General features: G+C 62.2%; 18 protein-coding genes. 10 read left to right on the top strand and 8 right to left on the bottom strand.

What is annotated here, in order from left to right:
* The first annotated feature begins 36 nt into the window (after positions 1-36).
* Entirely contained in the window at positions 37-2,979 is a 2,943-nt protein-coding gene (locus DV709_RS10720; RefSeq protein ID WP_117594442.1) for a PAS domain S-box protein, read from the top strand.
* A gap of 101 nt (positions 2,980-3,080) precedes the next feature.
* On the opposite strand, the gene DV709_RS10715 is transcribed toward DV709_RS10720, so the two are convergent.
* Complete coding sequence (locus DV709_RS10715) at positions 3,081-4,526, bottom strand: hypothetical protein (RefSeq protein ID WP_117594441.1); 1,446 nt, start codon at positions 4,524-4,526, stop codon at positions 3,081-3,083.
* Complete coding sequence (locus DV709_RS10710) at positions 4,519-5,262, bottom strand: ABC transporter ATP-binding protein (protein WP_117594440.1); 744 nt, start codon at positions 5,260-5,262, stop codon at positions 4,519-4,521. Before DV709_RS10710 ends, DV709_RS10715 begins: the two co-directional genes overlap by 8 nt.
* Positions 5,263-6,217: 955 nt before the next feature.
* Between DV709_RS10710 and DV709_RS10705 the strand changes: the two genes are divergently transcribed.
* The gene (locus DV709_RS10705; protein ID WP_117594439.1) at positions 6,218-6,610 is read left to right on the top strand and encodes a DUF7344 domain-containing protein; all 393 of its coding nucleotides are present in this window, start codon (positions 6,218-6,220) and stop codon (positions 6,608-6,610) included.
* Between the two features lie 205 nt (positions 6,611-6,815).
* Here the strand turns inward: DV709_RS10705 and DV709_RS10700 are convergent, their stop codons facing one another.
* From DV709_RS10700 to DV709_RS10685, 5 genes are all read right to left on the bottom strand, one after another.
* Positions 6,816-7,379 (bottom strand): DoxX family membrane protein, encoded by a 564-nt coding sequence (locus tag DV709_RS10700; protein ID WP_117594438.1) that lies wholly within the window; start codon positions 7,377-7,379, stop codon positions 6,816-6,818.
* A 197-nt stretch (positions 7,380-7,576) separates the two neighbouring features.
* Positions 7,577-7,945, bottom strand: a complete 369-nt coding sequence (locus DV709_RS10695; RefSeq protein ID WP_157972712.1) for a DUF7344 domain-containing protein — start codon at positions 7,943-7,945, stop codon at positions 7,577-7,579.
* Between the two features lie 187 nt (positions 7,946-8,132).
* Entirely contained in the window at positions 8,133-8,342 is a 210-nt protein-coding gene (locus tag DV709_RS10690) for a hypothetical protein (protein ID WP_117594436.1), read from the bottom strand.
* Positions 8,342-8,773 carry a hypothetical protein gene (locus DV709_RS17735; protein ID WP_157972711.1) on the bottom strand — a complete coding sequence of 144 codons (432 nt, stop codon included), beginning with the start codon at positions 8,771-8,773 and terminating at the stop codon, positions 8,342-8,344. Before DV709_RS17735 ends, DV709_RS10690 begins: the two co-directional genes overlap by 1 nt.
* Before the next feature lie 528 nt (positions 8,774-9,301).
* A complete protein-coding gene (locus DV709_RS10685) occupies positions 9,302-10,093 on the bottom strand; it encodes a CPBP family intramembrane glutamic endopeptidase (RefSeq protein ID WP_117594435.1) in 792 nt (263 codons plus the stop codon).
* Between the two features lie 209 nt (positions 10,094-10,302).
* On the opposite strand from DV709_RS10685, the gene DV709_RS10680 reads away from it, so the two are divergent.
* The 6 genes from DV709_RS10680 (at position 10,303) to DV709_RS18500 (ending at position 16,224) form a co-directional block, all read left to right on the top strand.
* Entirely contained in the window at positions 10,303-11,385 is a 1,083-nt protein-coding gene (locus DV709_RS10680) for a saccharopine dehydrogenase family protein (RefSeq protein ID WP_117594434.1), read from the top strand.
* Positions 11,386-11,692: 307 nt separating this feature from the next.
* Positions 11,693-12,199 (top strand): hypothetical protein, encoded by a 507-nt coding sequence (locus DV709_RS10675; protein ID WP_157972710.1) that lies wholly within the window; start codon positions 11,693-11,695, stop codon positions 12,197-12,199.
* Between the two features lie 3 nt (positions 12,200-12,202).
* Positions 12,203-14,182 (top strand): hypothetical protein, encoded by a 1,980-nt coding sequence (locus tag DV709_RS10670; protein ID WP_117594432.1) that lies wholly within the window; start codon positions 12,203-12,205, stop codon positions 14,180-14,182.
* Positions 14,183-14,388: 206 nt separating this feature from the next.
* Positions 14,389-14,748: a hypothetical protein gene (locus tag DV709_RS10665; RefSeq protein ID WP_117594431.1), complete on the top strand. Its 360-nt coding sequence runs from the start codon at positions 14,389-14,391 to the stop codon at positions 14,746-14,748.
* Positions 14,749-14,965: 217 nt separating this feature from the next.
* Positions 14,966-15,433: a hypothetical protein gene (locus tag DV709_RS17730; RefSeq protein ID WP_157972709.1), complete on the top strand. Its 468-nt coding sequence runs from the start codon at positions 14,966-14,968 to the stop codon at positions 15,431-15,433.
* A gap of 443 nt (positions 15,434-15,876) precedes the next feature.
* Entirely contained in the window at positions 15,877-16,224 is a 348-nt protein-coding gene (locus DV709_RS18500) for a DUF7344 domain-containing protein (protein ID WP_449272244.1), read from the top strand.
* Between the two features lie 205 nt (positions 16,225-16,429).
* Here the strand turns inward: DV709_RS18500 and DV709_RS10655 are convergent, their stop codons facing one another.
* Positions 16,430-16,942 carry a universal stress protein gene (locus DV709_RS10655; RefSeq protein WP_117594430.1) on the bottom strand — a complete coding sequence of 171 codons (513 nt, stop codon included), beginning with the start codon at positions 16,940-16,942 and terminating at the stop codon, positions 16,430-16,432.
* 167 nt (positions 16,943-17,109) lie between these two features.
* Here DV709_RS10655 and DV709_RS10650 point away from each other — a divergent pair, with 167 nt between their 5' ends.
* Together DV709_RS10650 and DV709_RS10645 are read left to right on the top strand one after the other, a co-directional pair.
* A complete protein-coding gene (locus DV709_RS10650; RefSeq protein WP_174786361.1) occupies positions 17,110-17,901 on the top strand; it encodes a helix-turn-helix transcriptional regulator in 792 nt (263 codons plus the stop codon).
* A gap of 147 nt (positions 17,902-18,048) precedes the next feature.
* Positions 18,049-18,294: a CopG family ribbon-helix-helix protein gene (locus DV709_RS10645; protein ID WP_117594429.1), complete on the top strand. Its 246-nt coding sequence runs from the start codon at positions 18,049-18,051 to the stop codon at positions 18,292-18,294.
* The last annotated feature ends 40 nt before the right edge of the window (positions 18,295-18,334 follow it).

The raw sequence follows: 18,334 nt of genomic DNA, 5'->3' as shown, positions 1-18,334 counted from the left end.
AGGATTTATCCGGCAGTATCGTGAGAAACTAAAGTAGTGAGCGACGTACAGTTAACCGACGCACTTCGAGAGACCCTCGCTCTCTTCGAAGCGGGAGGGGCACCCGTGACGACGACCGAGATCGCAGACCGAACCGGCCTCGGCCGTCGGAGCGCCTACGAGCGCCTCGAACGCCTCGCCGATCGCGGTCGACTCGAAACGAAGAAAGTCGGCGGCAATGGACGCGTCTGGTGGCAGCCGGTCCCGGACGAACGAACGTCCACGGCGGAATCGGACACATCGGACGCCGAGTTTCGCTCGCTCGTCGAGGCGACCGAGGAGTACGCTATCTTCATGCTCGACCCGGACGGACGCGTCCGGACGTGGAACTCAGGTGCCGAACAGATCAAGGGCTACACGGCCGACGAAATCGTCGGCGAACACTTCTCGACGTTCTACACCGACGACGAGCGCGCGGCCGGTGTCCCGGAGGCGAACCTCGAAAAGGCCGCACGAGACGGCTCGGTAGAAGATGAGGGGTGGCGGGTCCGAGCCGACGGGTCGACGTTCTGGGCGAACGTGACAATCTCCGCGATTCGAAACGACGACGGCACGCTCGAGGGGTACACCAAAGTCACCCGGGACATGACCAACCGACGGGAGTACGAACGTCGCCTCGAGACGCAGACGGAGCGTGTCAAACGCCAGCGCGACGAACTCGAAACCGAACTCGACGAGGTGTTCGAGCGCATCTCGGACGGGTTCTACGCGCTCGACGACGAGTTGAGGTTCAGGTATCTGAACGATCAGGCGATGGAGACGCTGGGCGTAGACGAGTCCGCCATCGGTGCAGATATCCGCGACGAAGCCGTCTCCACGGCCCCCCTCGAAGACGCGCTGTACGAAGCCCTCGAAACGCAGGACTCCGTGATTTTCGAGGAGTACTACGAGCCGGCCGGCAGGTGGTTCTACAACGCCATCTACCCATCGGATACGGGCCTATCGGTCTATTTCCGAGACATCACACAGAAGAAAGAACGCGAGCGGGAGCTCGCACGCTTCGAGCGCGCGGTCGAAGCTACAGGTCACGCGATATACATGACCGGCCCCGGCGGCGAGATTACGTACGTCAACCCGGCGTTCGAAGAGACCACGGGCTACGCGGCCGAGGAGGCGGTGGGGGAGACGCCGAGCATCCTCCAGTCGGGCGAACACACCGACGACTACTACGAACGGCTCTGGAAGACGGTCCGGGCCGGCGAAGTGTGGGAAGAAGAGATTATCGACCAGCGAAAGGACGAAGCGTTGTACTACGCCGAGCAGACGATCGCGCCCGTGACCGACGAGCACGGCGAGATCGACCGATTCGTCGCCGTTCAGAACGATATCACGGAGCGGAAGACGCGCGAACGGCAGTTCTCGACGTTGATCGACAACGTCCCCGGGATGGTCTATCGGTGCCGTAACGAACAGGGTTGGCCGATGGAGTTCGTCAGCGACGCCTGTCGGGAGATAACCGGGTACAAAGCCGAAACGCTCGAATCCGATGCCGTCTCCTGGGGGGACGACGTCATGGACCAGACGGAGAACCCGAATCTGTGGGAGCAGATCCACGAAGCCGCGGCCGACGGCGAATCGTTCTCCGTGACCTATCGAATCGAGACAGCCAACGGCGAGAGCCGGTGGGTCAGGGACTTCGGGCGCGGCGTCTTCGACGACAACGGCAACTTCGTCGATATCGAGGGGGTCATCACCGACGTCACCGACCGCAAGGAGCGCGAACGCGAACTCGAACGCCGCGCCAATCAGCAGCAGACCGTGGCCGACCTCGGACAGTTCGCGCTCGAAAACGACGACCTCGACGAACTCATGGACCGAGCGTCGCGCCAGGTGGCGGACGCTCTCGACAACGAGTACTGCAAGGTGCTCGACCTCGACTCGCACGCCGAAGAGCTGTTGCTCCGTCAAGGCGTCGGCTGGCGCGACGGCATCGTCGGCGAGGCTAGGGTATCAGCCACCGAATCGGACTCCCAGGCGGCGTACACGCTGGCGAACGATCACCCGATAGTCGTCGAAGACCTCGAGACGGACTCGCGCTTCGACGGCCCCGAGTTGCTGCGGAGCCACGACGTCCGAAGCGGTCTCAGCACCGTCATCGGCCCGTTCGACGAGCCGTGGGGAATCCTCGGCACCCACGACACCGAGAAACGGGAGTACTCCGAGGAGGACGTGACCTTCGTCCAGAGTATCGCGAACGTTCTCGCGGAGGCGATCGAGCGCCGCCAGTACCAGCAGGAACTCGAACAGCTAGTCGCCGACCTCGAAGAGTCCAACGAGCGGCTCGAACAGTTCGCCTACGCCGCCTCCCACGACCTCCAGGAACCGCTCCGGATGGTATCGAGTTACCTGCAACTGCTCGAGCGTCGCCACGGTGACGCGTTCGACGAAGACGCCGAGGAGTTCCTCGCGTTCGCCGTCGACGGTGCCGACCGCATGCGCGCGATGATCGAGGGGTTGCTCCAGTACTCGCGCATCGAGACGTCGGGCGACCCGCTCGAACCGACCGATCTCGATTCAGTTCTCGACGAGGTCCTCGAAGACCTGCAGTTACGGATCGAAGAAAGCGACGCCGACGTGACGTCCGACCCGCTCCCTCGAGTCGAGGGTGACGCAAGCCAGCTCCGGCAGGTGTTCCAGAACCTGCTCGACAACGCGATTGAATACAGCGGTGACGAACCCCCGCGCGTTCACATCTCGGCCGAGAGAGCGGGAGACGAGTGGGCCGTCTCGGTGCACGACGAAGGAATCGGTATCGACCCCGACGACACGGATCGTATTTTCGAGGTCTTCAACCGACTTCACACCCACGAGGAGTACGATGGGACCGGCATCGGACTCGCGGTCTGTCAGCGGATCATCGAGCGCCACGGCGGTGATATCTGGGCCGACTCGGACCCCGGCGAGGGAGCGACGTTCTCGTTTACGGTCCCCGACGCGTAGCGCGTCACAGCGGATTCGAGGTTGAGGCCCACGACGTTAGTTGCGAGGTTGAACCCCACGACAGTAGATGTGAGGCAGAATCCCACGACTGCAGTCGCGAGTCACCGGAGCTCCCGGTATCGTCTCGACCACCGTGGAATCGACCGTCGATACAGGACGACGCCGGCGATTGCGAGGACGGCCCCGCCACCCCCGAGTGCGACCACGCTACCGAGAGACAGCGGTGCGAGTGCAAACCCGACGACGAGAATCGGGACCAGCGGGAACATCAGTGCGACACCGAAGACCGCAAACAGGGCAGTGTCGAAGAGAAACTCGTTCGGGGAGAGTCCCGTCAGATACACCGTAACCCCGAAGATGTAGCACGCGACACCGACGAGCAAGACGGCTCCGACGACTGCGTCGAGATACTGACTCCTGCGCCAGCCGAGCGCGAGCGCATAAAACGCGAGTCCGACAGATGGACCGAGCAGGAGAAATGCCCGGAACTTCGCCTCGAAGACGGCGGGAACGGACACGGGATGGACGAGGTACGAGTCGAGGTCGTCAGACTGTGTGAGCCAGTTGTACGTCGTAAATCCCGAGAGCCCCAGAATCGCGCCGAACGAAACGCCGACAGACGGCGAGACGCCGGTGACCTGGCCGGCGAAATCGACGAGACTGACGGTGACGCCGAAGAGAACTGCCGCCGAAAAGAACACCTTCCAGAATCCGCCGGCACTGCGGTGTACGTCGAGGAGCGTCTTCGTCGCGAGCGGATCTCCGATACGACGCCACCATCGACGAAACGACGGTCCGACAGTGCGAGTGGGCCGGGGTGCAGTCGCATCGAACGTAGCGGCTCCGAGGAGAAAGACCGCGAACACGAGCGCCACTACCGCACCGATTCGCGAGAGCGTCGGTTCGAGAAACACGCCGTAGGGCGTGTAAGCGGCGACGTCGACGCCGCCGACGGCCGCCGCAGCAACGGCCGCGAGGAGAAGCGCGAGCATCGCGAGACCGGAAGCGCCCCGCCGAGTGAGTCCGAGTCCTGCGATCGTCGCTCCCATCCCGAGAACGAACGTCGCCGTCAGAGTTGTCCACAGGACGAGTGCCGTCTCGCCCGTAGAGATCAACCCCGAAACCCCTTCAGTCTCGAGGGTGACCAACACCGTCCCGAATGTCATCGGCAACAGGAACAATAGCGCGTAGTAGACGACATCCTTCACGACGAAGATGCCGAGCAACCGATGCTGTGAGAGCGGCAGCGTCCGGGCGGTAAAGACCAAGAGCGTCACGTCGCCGAGGAGGTTCTGGAGTGCGTCCCGTCCGACGAAACCTATCGACCCCGTGTGAAGACCGAAGACGAGTGCAAGCGCGTGCAGACCGGCAAACACGGTTTCCGGCTCCGTACCGGTGACGACGAGCAACCACGCCATCCCTGCGGTCAAGAGGGCGACAAACGCCGGGAACAGAGCGAAATGACTCCCGCGAAAGAGGCGGCTGTGCATTCGCCACTCTTCGACGAACATCTCGACGAAGACGCGGCGCATTCGGCCGTCAGTCACCCGCTGGAACACCTCGTTCGACGGTCGCGTCGACTCGGTCTAAGAAAACGTCGAGGAGCGTCTGGTCGGTCGCGAGTTCGGCCGGGCGAACGTCTTCGACGAGCGTCCCGTTGTACACGATCCCCACGCGCGAACACAGCTCCTCGGCCACATCCACGTCGTGCGTCGTGACGACTACCGTGTTGCCGGCATCCCGGTACTCGCGCAGAAAGCGCTTCACCCGCTCCTGGACGATTGGGTCGAGATTGGCCAGCGGCTCGTCGATGAACACGAGAGCAGGCTCGTGGAGGAACGCGCTCGCGATCATGACCTTCTGCTGTTGGCCGCGCGAGAGATCCGTGGACAGTGTGTCGAGTTTCTCCGAGAAACCGAGTCTGTCGGCCCACATCCGGATTCGCTCGTCTAGCTCGTCGTCGGAAATTCCACGGACTGCACCGACGAACTCGAAGTACTCCCGGGGAGTCATGAAGCTAGGAGGCGACTCCTTTTCGGGAAGGATTCCGACTCGTTCGCGGGCTGCAGTCGGGCGTTCGACCGGGTCGACGTCCAGCACGGTGACGTGACCGCGCTCCGGTGTGAGCCGGCCGGTCAAAATCTCCATCGTCGTGGTCTTGCCGGCCCCGTTTGGACCGAGAAGGCCGAACAGTTCGCCGTCGTCGACGGCGAGGGAGAGCCCGTCGACCGCGGTGACGTCTCCGTACCTCTTGTAGAGCGCTTCGATCTGGATTGCAGTCACGGAAGTCTGGCGACATCATTCTCCCCAAACGTATATAATTAACCGACTATTGTCTCCAAAAATTGTCGACGGGCCGGTCCGGCGTGAACCCGGTTACGGATCGTCCGAAGCGGAAGTCCACACTTCACTCGTAGGTGACTGACGAGTAGGTGACTGGCGAGTAGGTGACCACCCGGCCGTATTTTTGCCTAAAATAGTAGGTTGATGTTTGTTATCGCTAGGCGTTGAATTTCTCTACGGTTGCTGGCTGCCCTACTCTCTACACCGATTCGGTGTGAGAGCGACGATAGGGGGCGTTCGAGGGAATACCCGAATACGAGGCCTGAGGGTAGTTCCCCGCCAGCAACCCAGTCAGAGAATCCTCTCGGACGCGTCTCCGCACACGCGTACAGTGACGGCCCGTAGCGACCATTCGACAGCTCGGAGAGTCGAGTGCACCATTTGACGCGAATCCAGGGAAAGTCCGCGTCGTCGGTTCTGGGGCGGTTTCACTCCGTTCGCGACTCCGGAGACCGGTCTACTCGTACAGAGGTTCCCGCTGTCAGAGCGGCGACGGAGACGGCGGTGTCTACCGGTCGGCAACCGTGAAGTTAGCGTTTCCACAGTCCGGACAGTCCTTCGTGCCGACCGGGATGAGTCTCTCGTCTTGCGTGCGTTGACCGAGCACGTACCCGTTGCAGCCCGAGCATTGGAGCAAACGACGCTTCATCTCTGTAGAGAGAGCGGGGGGAGAGGATAGCTGTGGTGCGTGAGTATTGAGCGTCGTGAACGGTTGTCTGCGGGCGTCGCCGGGGAAATCGGCATCAGAACCGGGCGTATCCGAGAGCCTCGCGTCGTCGGTAGCCGCTCTACCTGACAACGCAGGATACCGTCCGAAACACGTGAATTCGACGTATATACTCCCGGAATTTACGTGCCGTGACTTCACGCCCCTGTGGAGGCCATCGTAGTACACATGATGAAGCCCTCGCAGGATGCGACACCGGATCGGGCGTTCGAGTATCTCTCTGGTGGCTCCCTCGAAACGCTCGTCGCAGACGCGGTGGGTCATCCTCGTCGTCGAGCCGTCCTTGCACACCTCACAGAGCAGCAACGGCCCGTTCTCCTCGAAGACCTCGCCGCGGCGGTCGCGCGCCGAGAGTACGACTCGCCGAGCGACGAGGACGTCAAGGAGGTGCTGACCACACTCTACCATCAGCACCTCCCCAAACTCGCAGCCGCCGACATCGTCGAATACGACGGAGAGGGCGACTGGATTTCGGTCGAGCTCACCGAGGAGGCCACACCGCTGAAAGCCAGCCTCGAAGCGAGCCTCGGCGAGAACGTCACCGAGTATTACACCACCTAGTCGCCCACGATTCACGCCACGAGCGTATTCGACAGCGATAGACCGGTGTACATCTTCCTCGACTACACTCCGCCTCGACGGCGAGTTTCCTAGCCTGTCGGAGACCGAGTTGTCGACAACGCGTCTCGGACTCCAGTAGCGAGGGAGCTTCCGACTGAAGTAGCGCGTGGTCGGTGCAAAAGAACCGAGCCTCAGACGAGACCGCTCATCCGAGGACGTATTCGAGTTTCGGGTACTTCTCGACGAGCGTTTCGCCGCCGACCTCGTGGTTCTCGACGAGCGCGTCGAGGCCGAGGATGCGGCCGGCGCCGAACGCCGCGACGGCGAGGAACACGAGCATGTACGCGAAGTCGCCGTTGATCAGCCCGTGGGCGATGTCCCAGTTACCGAAGTAGAACAGCGCCATCATCGTCGCGCCGAAGAACGCCGCCAGGCGGGTGAGAAGCCCGACGAGGAGTCCGAGCCCGATGAGCAGTTCACCGACGGGTACGGCCACGTCGACGAAGCTGACGAACCAGGGGGTCGTTCCCATCCACGCGAACACGCCGGCGAGGGGGTTCCCGTTCGTCGCGGCGACGTTCGCCAAGTACCCCTGTGCGGCGAACGGCTCGGGTCCGGTGAGCTTCGTCCAGCCCGAGTACAAGAACGCGTAGCCCATCATCAGACGGAGCGCGAGGACGAACCACACGCTGAGGCTGTGTGCGCGGGCGCCGACAGTCAGTCCACCGATGGTGCTTTCGAATCGGTTGGCAGCGGTTATCGTCTTCATAGTACAGTTGAGAAGAGTACCGGTGGGAGTATAAATACGGAATCTGGTTCCCGACTGGTGAGAATCGTCCCGCGTCGTGCAGTTGTCGACGGGGACGAGCTTCGGTGAATCGCGTAGAACAGCCTCGGCTCCGCTCGTCGGTGTACGGTACGTCGCCGTATTTTTGAGCGGAAACTACTGCGAGATGGGGAGAGAGTTCACCAATCCAAGTGACTCATATCCTCGGACTCTGAGAGTTCCAGATACGGACGGACGGGACGAATTCCGTCCGAGATGGAGATCAGTTCCTCGGCGGCGTCGTACTCGACCACGTCGGCGCGGATGAGCGCCGAGAGATGGTTGTGGAGTAATCCGACGTAGATTCGGTGATAGTGGTCCATCGTCGGTTCGCCCTCCCAGATGGCGAGCTGCTCGGCTAGCTCACCGAGGTGGATGGCTCCGACTTGCGTGGTCAGATAGTACAGCGCGTACCGACGTCTCTCGTTCGACAGCAGCGAAAAGATCTCCGACGGCGAAAGATTCGGATTGCCATCTGAAGGGTTTGTGTCACTTGTTTTTGTAGTCATGATGTACCTTCTCCGTACCTGCCTACACAGCATACGTCTCCAGTCTTTTCGCCGCCGACTTCAGCAGTGTACAGTAAGAGTCACAGCCAGTAAACTACATAAGTGTTATGTCCCTCACATGTGTCACAGATGCGGACTCTCTACCGGAGAGCTACTGTTCCGAGGTTGGTCATCGAACGGTTGGATGTCACTCTTCGATGAAATCCGGGTCGTACTCGGGTTGTGCTGGCGGCTTTTCGGTGATTTGAATCGACCAATCGGGGAGGTTCGGCGAGTTCAGTGTTATCTGCCACCGCCCTTCGAGCGGTACGCCTCGAGCGAACGCCTCTAGGAGGAGCGTCTCGAGTGACTGCTCGAACTCCCTGAGCGCGGAACTATCGTCTTGCTGTGTGTCCATTATCGTCGGGTATCTGTTTTGGAGCGGCTGTACGGAGGGTCCTCGTCGGTGTCTGTAGAGATTCTGCACCCCTTAAGCGATTGGAAGTATATGAAGACTTCTCTCCCGACGTCGCTCCCGGCCGGAGTTCGGACCGACCCGTCGCCCGAAATATCGCGGATCAGTCCTCCGCAGGCATCCCTGTAAACGTCTCCTCTCGTGACAATATTATTTCCAATATAGATTGACTGTAACTCTTTATCCGGAATAAATTTATTACTCTCCATCCACCCATAGAACATGGCGACCCCACTCCCACACCGCCACTGAGGCGTCGCACCAGCGAGGACGACGACGAAACCTACGGGGTCGCCACGAAGGGACGCACCGAGCGACTTGAGGGAAGCGTCAGCATCAGCCGATGTGGAGAATCTGCCCGGTTGATTCTCCATCCACCTTACCCCCTACCATCACCTGTCACCGTCGTCCTCGCGGAGAGACAGCGTCGTCCGTTAGCACCCCTGACGCTGTCTTTCAGCGGGAACTGGGCGGACGGCCCGAAAAGTACCTCAGAGAGCGTCGCAAACCGGATGCGGTCGAACTGATTCCGACGACGGAGGCCCGTCCACCCGAGAATCGACACAACTCGGAATTAGGGACGGGTAACCTCGCATCGCCGGTCGAGACACGCGTTCGGTTACTCTCGAGACGGTTGTTTAGACACCCTGTATCGAACGTCTCTGAAATATGACTGTCTTGTAAAACACAAAAGACCTATATATGGCGTATCAGAGACACAACTGTCGGGCGTGTTTCGGGGGCCCCGTTCTCCGACGTGTCCTGACGACGGCACGTGAGTTGTGACTGTCATCTCACTCACTGCATGGCTCGTCCGCGGCTGGGGGGCTGCGGGCGGCTTTCGACTCGGCAACCAACTTCGTCTACGAGCGACCGCTCCCGTCGGTGAGTGAACTCTCGACTCACGAGACGAGCGTACTCAGGTACAGGAAGCCGAACAGCGTCGCGTTGTACAGTCCGTGGACGAGCGCCGGAACGACGATGTTCTCAGAGAGTTCGTATACGACGCCGAAGGTCACGGCGGGGACAAGCAGTAGTCCAATGGTGACGAAGCGCGCACTCGCGGCCCCCGACAGCGCGAAGAAGTGCACCGACGCGAAGACGACGCTCGCGAGCGAGATGGCGACGACGGGGCCGAACCGCTTGCGGAACCGCCCTTGGACGACGCCGCGGAACAGAAGCTCCTCACCGGGACCGATGAGGAGAATCGACCCCGGAATCAGCCACAGCAAGAGCACGGGATTCTCCAATCCGAGGGCCACGCTGTTGTTCGTCGCACCCTCGACGCCCGCGGCCGAGATCGCGTAGCCGACGGCGCCGACGAGTCCGAAGACGCCGACGTAGGCGACGGCCACCAACAGCAGGTCACGGAGCGAAGGGATGCGAGCCGGAATCGCGAACTGCTGTGTCGGCAACCAACTCCGCTGGCCGACGACTCTCGCGAGCAGCGCCCCGATTCGGTGTCGGTACCGCGCGTAGACGACAGCGGTGAGAAAGCAGCCGATTCCCTGTGTCGTCACCAACCCGACCACCAAGACGAGCGTCGGCGAGAGTTCGGCGACGCCAGAAGACAGCACGGCGACGATGACGAGCGCCGCCAGGAGCGTCCCGAAGCCGAGACCGAACACGCCGAGGGCGGTCCCGCTGACGATCGCGGTCGCCGCCGAGGTGACCGACCCGCTAGCAGTACCCATCGCCACCCACCTGCGCGTACTCTCGGGAGGACATCGGCTCACAGTAGGGGCGTCGGCGTGATAAGCGTCTTCGCTCCGGTGGCTGAGCGAGGCGATTCGCTCGGAGGTAGATACAGCGAATCGGACCGAGCGGACCGACGACGAAAAAGGGCGACCGAGACGGGACGACCCACACCGTGTTATTTGCGACTGCGCGTCGACTCCACCGTATGTCAACAGACCTGCTCGTGTACGGGTCGTACGGCTACATCGGTGCGTTGGTCGCGCGGACCGCGGTCGACGAGGGACTATCGCCGGTCATCGCCGGCCGTCGCACCGAGCGCGTCGAAGAGCAGGCGCTCGAACTCGGCGTCGACTACCGCGTCTTCGCGCTCGACCACCCCGACGTCGTCCGCCGGCAGATCACCGACGTCGACGCGGTGTTGAACTGCGCGGGACCGTTCTCGCGGACCGCCGATAAACTGCGAACCGCGTGTCTGCGGGAGGGTGTCGACTATCTGGACCTCGCAGGGGAGATCGACGTCCTGGAGGCGGCCGCCGAACTGGACCGCGACGCCGAGAAAGGAGACGTCACCGTCCTGCCGGGCGTCGGCTTCGACGTCGTCCCGACCGACTGTCTGGCCGCCCATCTCGAATCGCGGCTCCCGTCGGCGACGTCGCTGACGCTCGCGTTAGAGGGCCTCGGCACGTTCTCGCCGGGAACGCTGAAATCCATCGTCGAGGAGCTCCCGCAGTCGGGAGTCGTCCGCGAGAACGGGGCGCTGCGGACCGTTCCGGCGGCGTGGCGGACGCGGCAGTTCGACTTCGGCGGCGGCGAGAAGACGGGCGTGACGGTGCCGTGGGGCGACGTCTCGGCGGCGTACTACACGACGGGCATCGAGAACATCGAAGTGTACGCGACGGTGCCCGAGTTCGCCGTGAGCGCGATGCAGCGCACTCGACCGCTCGTCGCGGTGGCGGCGACGCCGCCGGTCCAACGACTGTTGATGGGCGTCGTCGACGCCGTCGTCTCCGGGCCGACCGCCCAGGAACGCGCCCAGAGCGCGAACCACATCCTCGGCGAGGTCGAAGACGACGAGGGCAACAGGGCCGCGGCGCGACTGAAGACACCCGACACGTACAACTTCGCCGCGCAATCGGCGGTCGAGGCGGCGCGGCGCGTCCTCGACGGCGACGTCTCGGCGGGTTTTCAGACGCCCGCCTCCGCGTTCGGGTCGGAGTTCGTCCTCTCGTTCGACGGCGTCGAACGCGAAGACGTGGAGAACCTCGACAGCGTCGTGCCGCTGGTCTGAGGAGACGATATCGCTGATGAGGTGACATCACTGAGGAGACGGCGTCGCCCTTCGAGAGTTCGGTGTCGGCGGCGGCGAACGGCCAGTACTGTTGATAGATTGTCATAGCGACGAACCGTCGGGAGTCGGTTCACGAACTGCCGCAGACGTCGACGAGACGTCGATGAGACGTCGACCGTCCCTCCCGTGAGTGTACGTCGCCCGATGGACGCCGAGGGCGACTGCCGTAAAATATCAAATTTTTATACACTCAATTAGAGCAAAATCATCAATACATTTATTAACACGATTCGTCCAGCTACAATCGATGTCAAGGTGGCGTGACCCGGTCGTCGTGGCTCTCTCGTGCTTTCTCCTCACTGCCGTCGTCAGCGGTCCCGCCGTCGCCGGGGTCGACCTGACGCCCGAAGACCGGTCGTCCGACGCTGCCGAATCGACGTTCACGGGCGCGACGGGGACGCTCACGGCCGCCGAGGCGACGATACCGGCCGACGGTTACGCGCTCCGAGCGGGCGTTACCGGGTCGGGAATCCACAAACTCGACGCCCCGACGACGACGCTCACCGTCGACACGTCGGGGCCGGTGCTCGTCAGCTACACGCTCGAAATTCCCGAGTTGTCGTTCAGCACCGACGCGTTCCGAGCGGTCGACGACGCCGACTCGGAGGAACTCGCCGTTGGACCCGGGAACGTCAGAGTCGCCTCGAATCGAATCGAGGCCGACAGCTACCGGGCGACCGTCGAACTCACTGTCCGCGAGGCGAGCGGTACGCGGGTACTCGAGAAGCGAACCGTCACCGTCTTCGTCGCATAATCTATGGCATACACAGTCACCGATTCCGAGTACGCCACCGACCGCTACACCGAGTACAAGAACCGGCTCCTGACGTTCGTCTTCGGCGACCGCTACGGGCTGTTACTGTTCGTGAGCGGCCTCGCGTTCTTCGGGCTGTTCTGGCGCGTCGGCTTCTTCATCACCGACAACTACACCGTCGCCAACGGCCTCTACAACGCGGCGAACGGTCACCTCGTCGTCACCGAGATCGTCTACGGACCGGCCTCCGGCGAGACGCCGGGGATGGTCGCCGGCGACGGCGGTCGCTACTCGCGGACCGTCGGTCACATCGCGCTCACGCTCCCGGTGGCGTGGGCGCTGGAGGGAGCGGCATCGGTCGCCGACCTCCGAATCGTTCTCACGGGACTGTGGTGCAGTACAGTGCTCGCCGCGGGCGTGCTCCTCGGCCGGATTTTCGGGCGGGAGTCGCTCGGACGGACGGGCGGAGCCCTCGTCGCCGTCGGACTGTTCGTCGCCAACCTCTCGGTTGCGACACAGCTCGACGGTCGATGGATAGCGCACGTCTCGCTACAGATGACGTCGATGGCCGCCGCCGCGCTCACCGCCGTACTGCTCTACCGACTCGTCTCGCGGACCCACACGTTCCGCGCGGGGGTCGCCGCCGGTCTGATCGTGATACTGGCGACGCCGGTCGGATTCTGGGCGACGATTCCGAAGCGTCACACGCTCGTCGCGCTCCTCGTCGCTGCGACCGTCTACAGTTTCTACCGGAGTCGAGAGACCGACCGGAGCCGCGAATCGTTGCTGTTTCGCGCGCTCGCCTACGTGTTCGTCGGGCTGGCGGCGTGGGTCCACGCCGCCGACGCGTTCATCCTGTTCGTCTCGCTGTTAGTCGTCGATCTCCTGACCGCTCCATCGAACGGTCGGCGCGAACTCGCGACGATACTGGGCGCGTTCGGACTCTCGCTGCTCCCGTTCTTCGTGACGAACCTGCTCGTCTCGGGAAACCCGCTCTTCCCGCCGCGGTTCCTGCCGAGATACGAAGCCGTCGACGCGGTTTCGGCCGGGAGCGGTGCGGAGGGGTCGTCGACCGGAGCGTCGCAGGGCTCGGCGACCGAGACATCCGACGCGTCCGGACAGTCGCCAGCGGACGGGTCGGGCGAAGCAGCGACCGGAGGCGGAGCTACTGGAGGGTCGTCGAGCTCTCCCGGGGCGCTGTTGGCGCCGGTCGTCGCCGCGGCAGAGGCCGCGAGCGCGACAGTCACGAGACTCGTCGATATCCTCGCCCGGCACGTCGCAAGGACGGTCGAGCAAGCGGCCGACGTCGACCGACTCGCCGCGACGTTCGTCCGAGCGGGCTACATCGAAAACGTCGCGCGGAAGGATTTCGGACAGAGCGCGAACCTCTCGGTGCTTGAAGCGATGCCGGTGTTCGCCGCAGTCGTCCTGTTGCCGAAGGCTGCACTCCGGCACGTTCGCGCGCACGGCCGAGACGCGCTGTCGGCGACCGACCTCCTCGTCGCGGTGTACGCCGTCGTGCTCACGCTCATGTACCTCCCGCGACTGCCCCTTCACGCCACCATCACCGGCCGGTACCTCCTACCGGCGATGCCGCTTCTCGTCTACGCGGTGTTTCGATTCACCGAGAGCAGAGAACTGCTCCGGTATCCGCGCGCGCTCGGGGTCTCGTACGCAGGGACGGTGATAATCGGGACGCAGGTCGTTCTCACGTACGTTCTCGCGTTGGAGGCGAGTATCGGCGAGGCGATGCAGGTCCACGCCCTGCTCAATCTCGTCGCGGCCGCCTGCCTGGCCGTCTGGGTGCTGTTTCACTCGACGGTGCCGGCGCGGACGCGCGCGGTCGGTGCCGCGGTTCTCGGCTGCGTCTGTGGGCTCACGACGAGTTTCCTCTTGCTCTCGGGGACGATCTACCTCGCGACCGACAGCGGTTACGTGCTGCCGGTAATCGACTGGCTGAACGCACAGTTGAGTTGGTTCTGAGGAGCACAGCGAGAGTTCCGCGGCGCAGGTGGCCCGTGGTCGACTACGGGATGGCGGAGCCACGTCGAAAAGAATTACCGAGACCTGTCGTCCCGCGACCACTCGAAACGTTCGTTCGGCGCAGAAGGTCTGGTTAGTCCGAATATGGGCAGAAGAGCTTTCCTCGTCGCGGGCGACCCGGTAGTTACAGTGGAGGTCACCAACCCGTGAACACGTTCCTTCGATACACCCTCTGTGCGCTCGCAGTGACCGCCCTCCTGCTCGGTGGCGCGAGCACGAGCGCGCTCGCCGACACCTCGACCGAGTCGACCGCGACGGACGCCCACGAAATCGGCGTGACGGACCTGACGGTCGATATCACCGACGTCCACCTGACCGGGTCCGGCTTCCCCGAGTTAGAAATCGACGACGCGAGCTACACGATCGACGACGCGACCCTGTCGACCGACGGCGCGACGGTGTCCATCGACGGTCGTGACCATCAGATCGGCGCTATCGAGTTCACCGTCGACAACGTCGGATTCCACCTCGAAAACATCACCATCGGACCAGAGACAGCGAGCTAATACTCGTTGGGTCTCTTCGGCTGTGCGTTCTACGAGCGAGTTGGAGAGTATGAGCTCTATCGAAACGCGTAGTCAGTGACAACTTGGTGAGAGTGTGCTGAATAGAACGCGCGTATGCCGCACGGTAAGGTTCCAAATCGAGATAAGTCACAACACTAAGTACAGTAGAGGTCCTCAGTTGAGAAACATATTTAACAGATTGTAATTAGTTCGTGGTATGGGATTTTCGCGCCGTTCAGCTCTCCGACTATCTGGTATTGCACTCTGTAGTGGGATGGCTGGCTGTTCATCATACAATCCGTTTGGAGAGAAGCCACCACAAGTTTACATAACGGATATTACCATCGTGAATCTCGATACCGAACCCCACCTATTTGACGTGATGATTCGGGATGCGAAGACGGAGACTGTCGTCTTTTGGGAACGATACACTGCAGATGCGGCGACAAAAGCGGAGAACGCTCCGCACTACACTACTGCTGGTGGGACATACTGGGAAAATCCAGTTTCAGACTCTGGTGAATATGTCCTCTATGTAGACGCCGACCGAGAGATAGCTGAAAACGATAGTGAGTGGGAAACTGCTAAACTGACAGAACAAGGAGACTGTGTTGGGCTGGACGTTGGCATCGACCAAGAAGGGTATCTGTACATTAGTGTCAAATATCCCGAGTCGTGTCGATAACCTCTCTACCGTCAAGAATGGTGATTGACTACTACGCTCCCTTCCCCGAAGGTTATCTTCAAGTATTTGACCTGAAAATAGCTCTACCTCTGTGATGGATGCACCCTCTGTATCTCGCACTCCGTTACTGACAGCAGTTGAGGAATTCGTTCACCGACTGCTGAATACAGTGCGCATATCGGTCACAAGCTGGTAGCGAAATCGGTCGGTACAGAGATTACATTGCTCAGTAGAGAAGTTTTCAGAGACGGCACCCTTATCCATTTGTGGCCCGTTCTTTCCTATACAGAAACCACGAGTACACATTGTGCGTTCGACCTTGATGATGAAGAGGTCGCTTAAACCGGGCCTTCCCGGTTGTTACGCTGTTCCCTTGTTCCCTTCGCGTGGCCGGCACGCGGGACGCATCGCAGTATCACGCGTTCCTGACGAGCCACGCAACCATGACAGCAATCACCGACGCCCTACAAACTGGAAGCACTACACTCGACCAACAATTCATATCTCTGAGTCATCCCACTCGCCGCCGGATACTGATAACCCTCGCGGAAGATAATCCACGGGATGTGGACGAGTTCGAGAGGTCTGACTTTACGACAGAAGACGGAGAACTCGAACAGTTCATCGTCACGCTCCATCACAACCATCTACCTCAGCTCGCGGATGCTGGATTCATCGATTGGGACCGCGAATCCAACACTATCACGCGCGGGCCGAACTTCGAAGAGATACGGCCACTCGTCACGCTCATCGCCAACCATCAGGAAGAGCTTCCTGAGAACTGGCCGTAATCTCGTGAGTGTTCCATAAGCCTACCTCCCTAACGATTGTTTCGTCGCGGAGGCTAAACGAACAACGACTATCTGCTGCATACACCCTCTCTATTCAGCACGCGATTCCTATTACGCTCTAACGATTTCGACAAAGCAAGCGCACCCGCAACGAGTGCGTGAGCATCGCGGGAATACGGCGTTCGCAGAGAAATGGTCGCCCGTACTAAACCGTCAGCACCGGCGCGGAAGTCGACCGGCGGACGCGGTCGGTGACGCTCTTCGGTGAGAGGAACCGACGCAGGCCGCTTCGACTCGGTTCACCGACGACGACGAGGTCGACGTCGTGATGCTCGGCGTACTTCGCTATCTCCTCGGCCGGTGTACCGTAGCGCAGTCGTTTTTCGACCGAGAGGTCGTGGTCGGCGGCGGCGTCGCCGACTGCGTCCAGCGCCTTCTCGGCACGCTCCTCACGACGTTCGACGACCACGTCCCAGTGGTCGACCGAGGCGTTCATCCGGACGACCGACAGCGCGTCGACGCGCGCGCCGTGGCTGGCCGCCACGGAGAGCGCGACCTCGGCGACGCGCTCGTCCATTTCGGGGTCGACCGCGAGGAGGACGTGCTCGAAGACGCCGTCTCCGCCGGAGACGGCCGCCGGTGCGGGCTCGAAACGGTGCTCCGCTCTCTGATCTCCCACCGCAGTCGTGTCCTCGGCGAACGCCGAATGTGCTGCCATATCTAACGCTAAAAGGCGTAGAAGCATATATTTGTCCAGAAAAGTATTCGAGACGTTTCGATATTTCATCCCGCGTCGGATAGTCGGCGCTCGGGAGTTATTCACGCCGTGAATACGCCCCGGACCGTATCTCAACAGCTATGCCGGAGGCTGTGAGAACTCTATCCATGACGGACCCGCTCGAGGAGATCGAGTTCCTCGCGCGCTCGCAGAACCGGATCGCCGTCTTGGACGCGGTGGCGAGCGGTCCGCACACGCGACGCGAGTTGGAGGACGCCGTCGGCGCCTCACAGCCGACGCTCGCGCGGATTCTGCGCGACTTCGAGGAGCGTCGCTGGGTCGAGCGGGAGGGGACGCAGTACGTGCCGACGCCGTCGGGGTCGTTCGTCGCGGCGAGTTTCACCGACCTCCTGTCGAACGTCGAGACCGAAGTTCACATCCGTCCGGTCGTCCAGTGGCTGCCGACGGCGCATCTCGACGTCGACCTCGCCCGCTTCGGCGACGCACGAATCACCCGGCCGACGCGGACCAGTCCGAACGGACCGCTGAAGCGGGCGCTCGAACTATCGGCGCGGGCGGAGACGCAACTGGTCGCCTCCTACGTCCTCAACCACGAGATGCTGGAGACCCTGCACGGAGCCGTCGTCGAGGGGACGCAGTCGCTGCGCGGCGTTCTCTCCCGCGAGACGGTCGAGACGCTCCGCGACGACCCGGCCTCGCAGCGTCGCCTCCGCGAGCTACTGAGCTGTGAGGACGCCGACCTCCGACTCGCCGAGGAGCCGATTCCGTTCGCCGTCGGCGTCGCCGACGAGACGGTGTTCTTCTTCCTCAGAGACGACGACGGGTTGCTGCGGGCGCTGTTGGAGTCGACCGACTCCGAGATTCGCGAGTGGGCCGTGCGGGCGGTCGACGACTACTGGAACCGCGGCGTCGGCGTCGACGCCGGAGTCGACTCGTAGTCGGGCGACCAGCCGCAGTCGTCGAAGGCGTAGCAGCGACGGGTGCGTTCGGGAGGCTTCCCGACGAAGTGGGGACGTTCCGACAGAGCGGCGAGAGAATTCGCCCCGACGCTTGGTTTTATTCGGCCGAACGTTGACCGGTCGGGTATGTCCAGAGTCGAAGTGACGCTGCCGGACGACCTCTCAGACCGCATCGACCGCCTCGTCGAACAGGGCGAGTTCCTGAACCGACAGGCGGCGATGGAGGAACTACTCTCGATGGGCGTCTCGACGTACGATACGACGGACGAACCGGGGGAGGAACTGGACGACGAGCTGTTCAACCAGAAAGTCGAGGAACAGCAGGACCCGGCGCTGCGCGACAACGTCGAGGGCGACGGCTCCCCCTACTGACCGGGGCCGAACGTGAGCGTCGGTCGAGAGACGAGCGCCT

It is taken from the genome of Haloprofundus halophilus (genome assembly GCF_003439925.1).
GTDB classification, from domain to species: Archaea; Halobacteriota; Halobacteria; order Halobacteriales; family Haloferacaceae; genus Haloprofundus; species Haloprofundus halophilus.
This window is presented reverse-complemented; position numbering and strand designations above follow the sequence as displayed.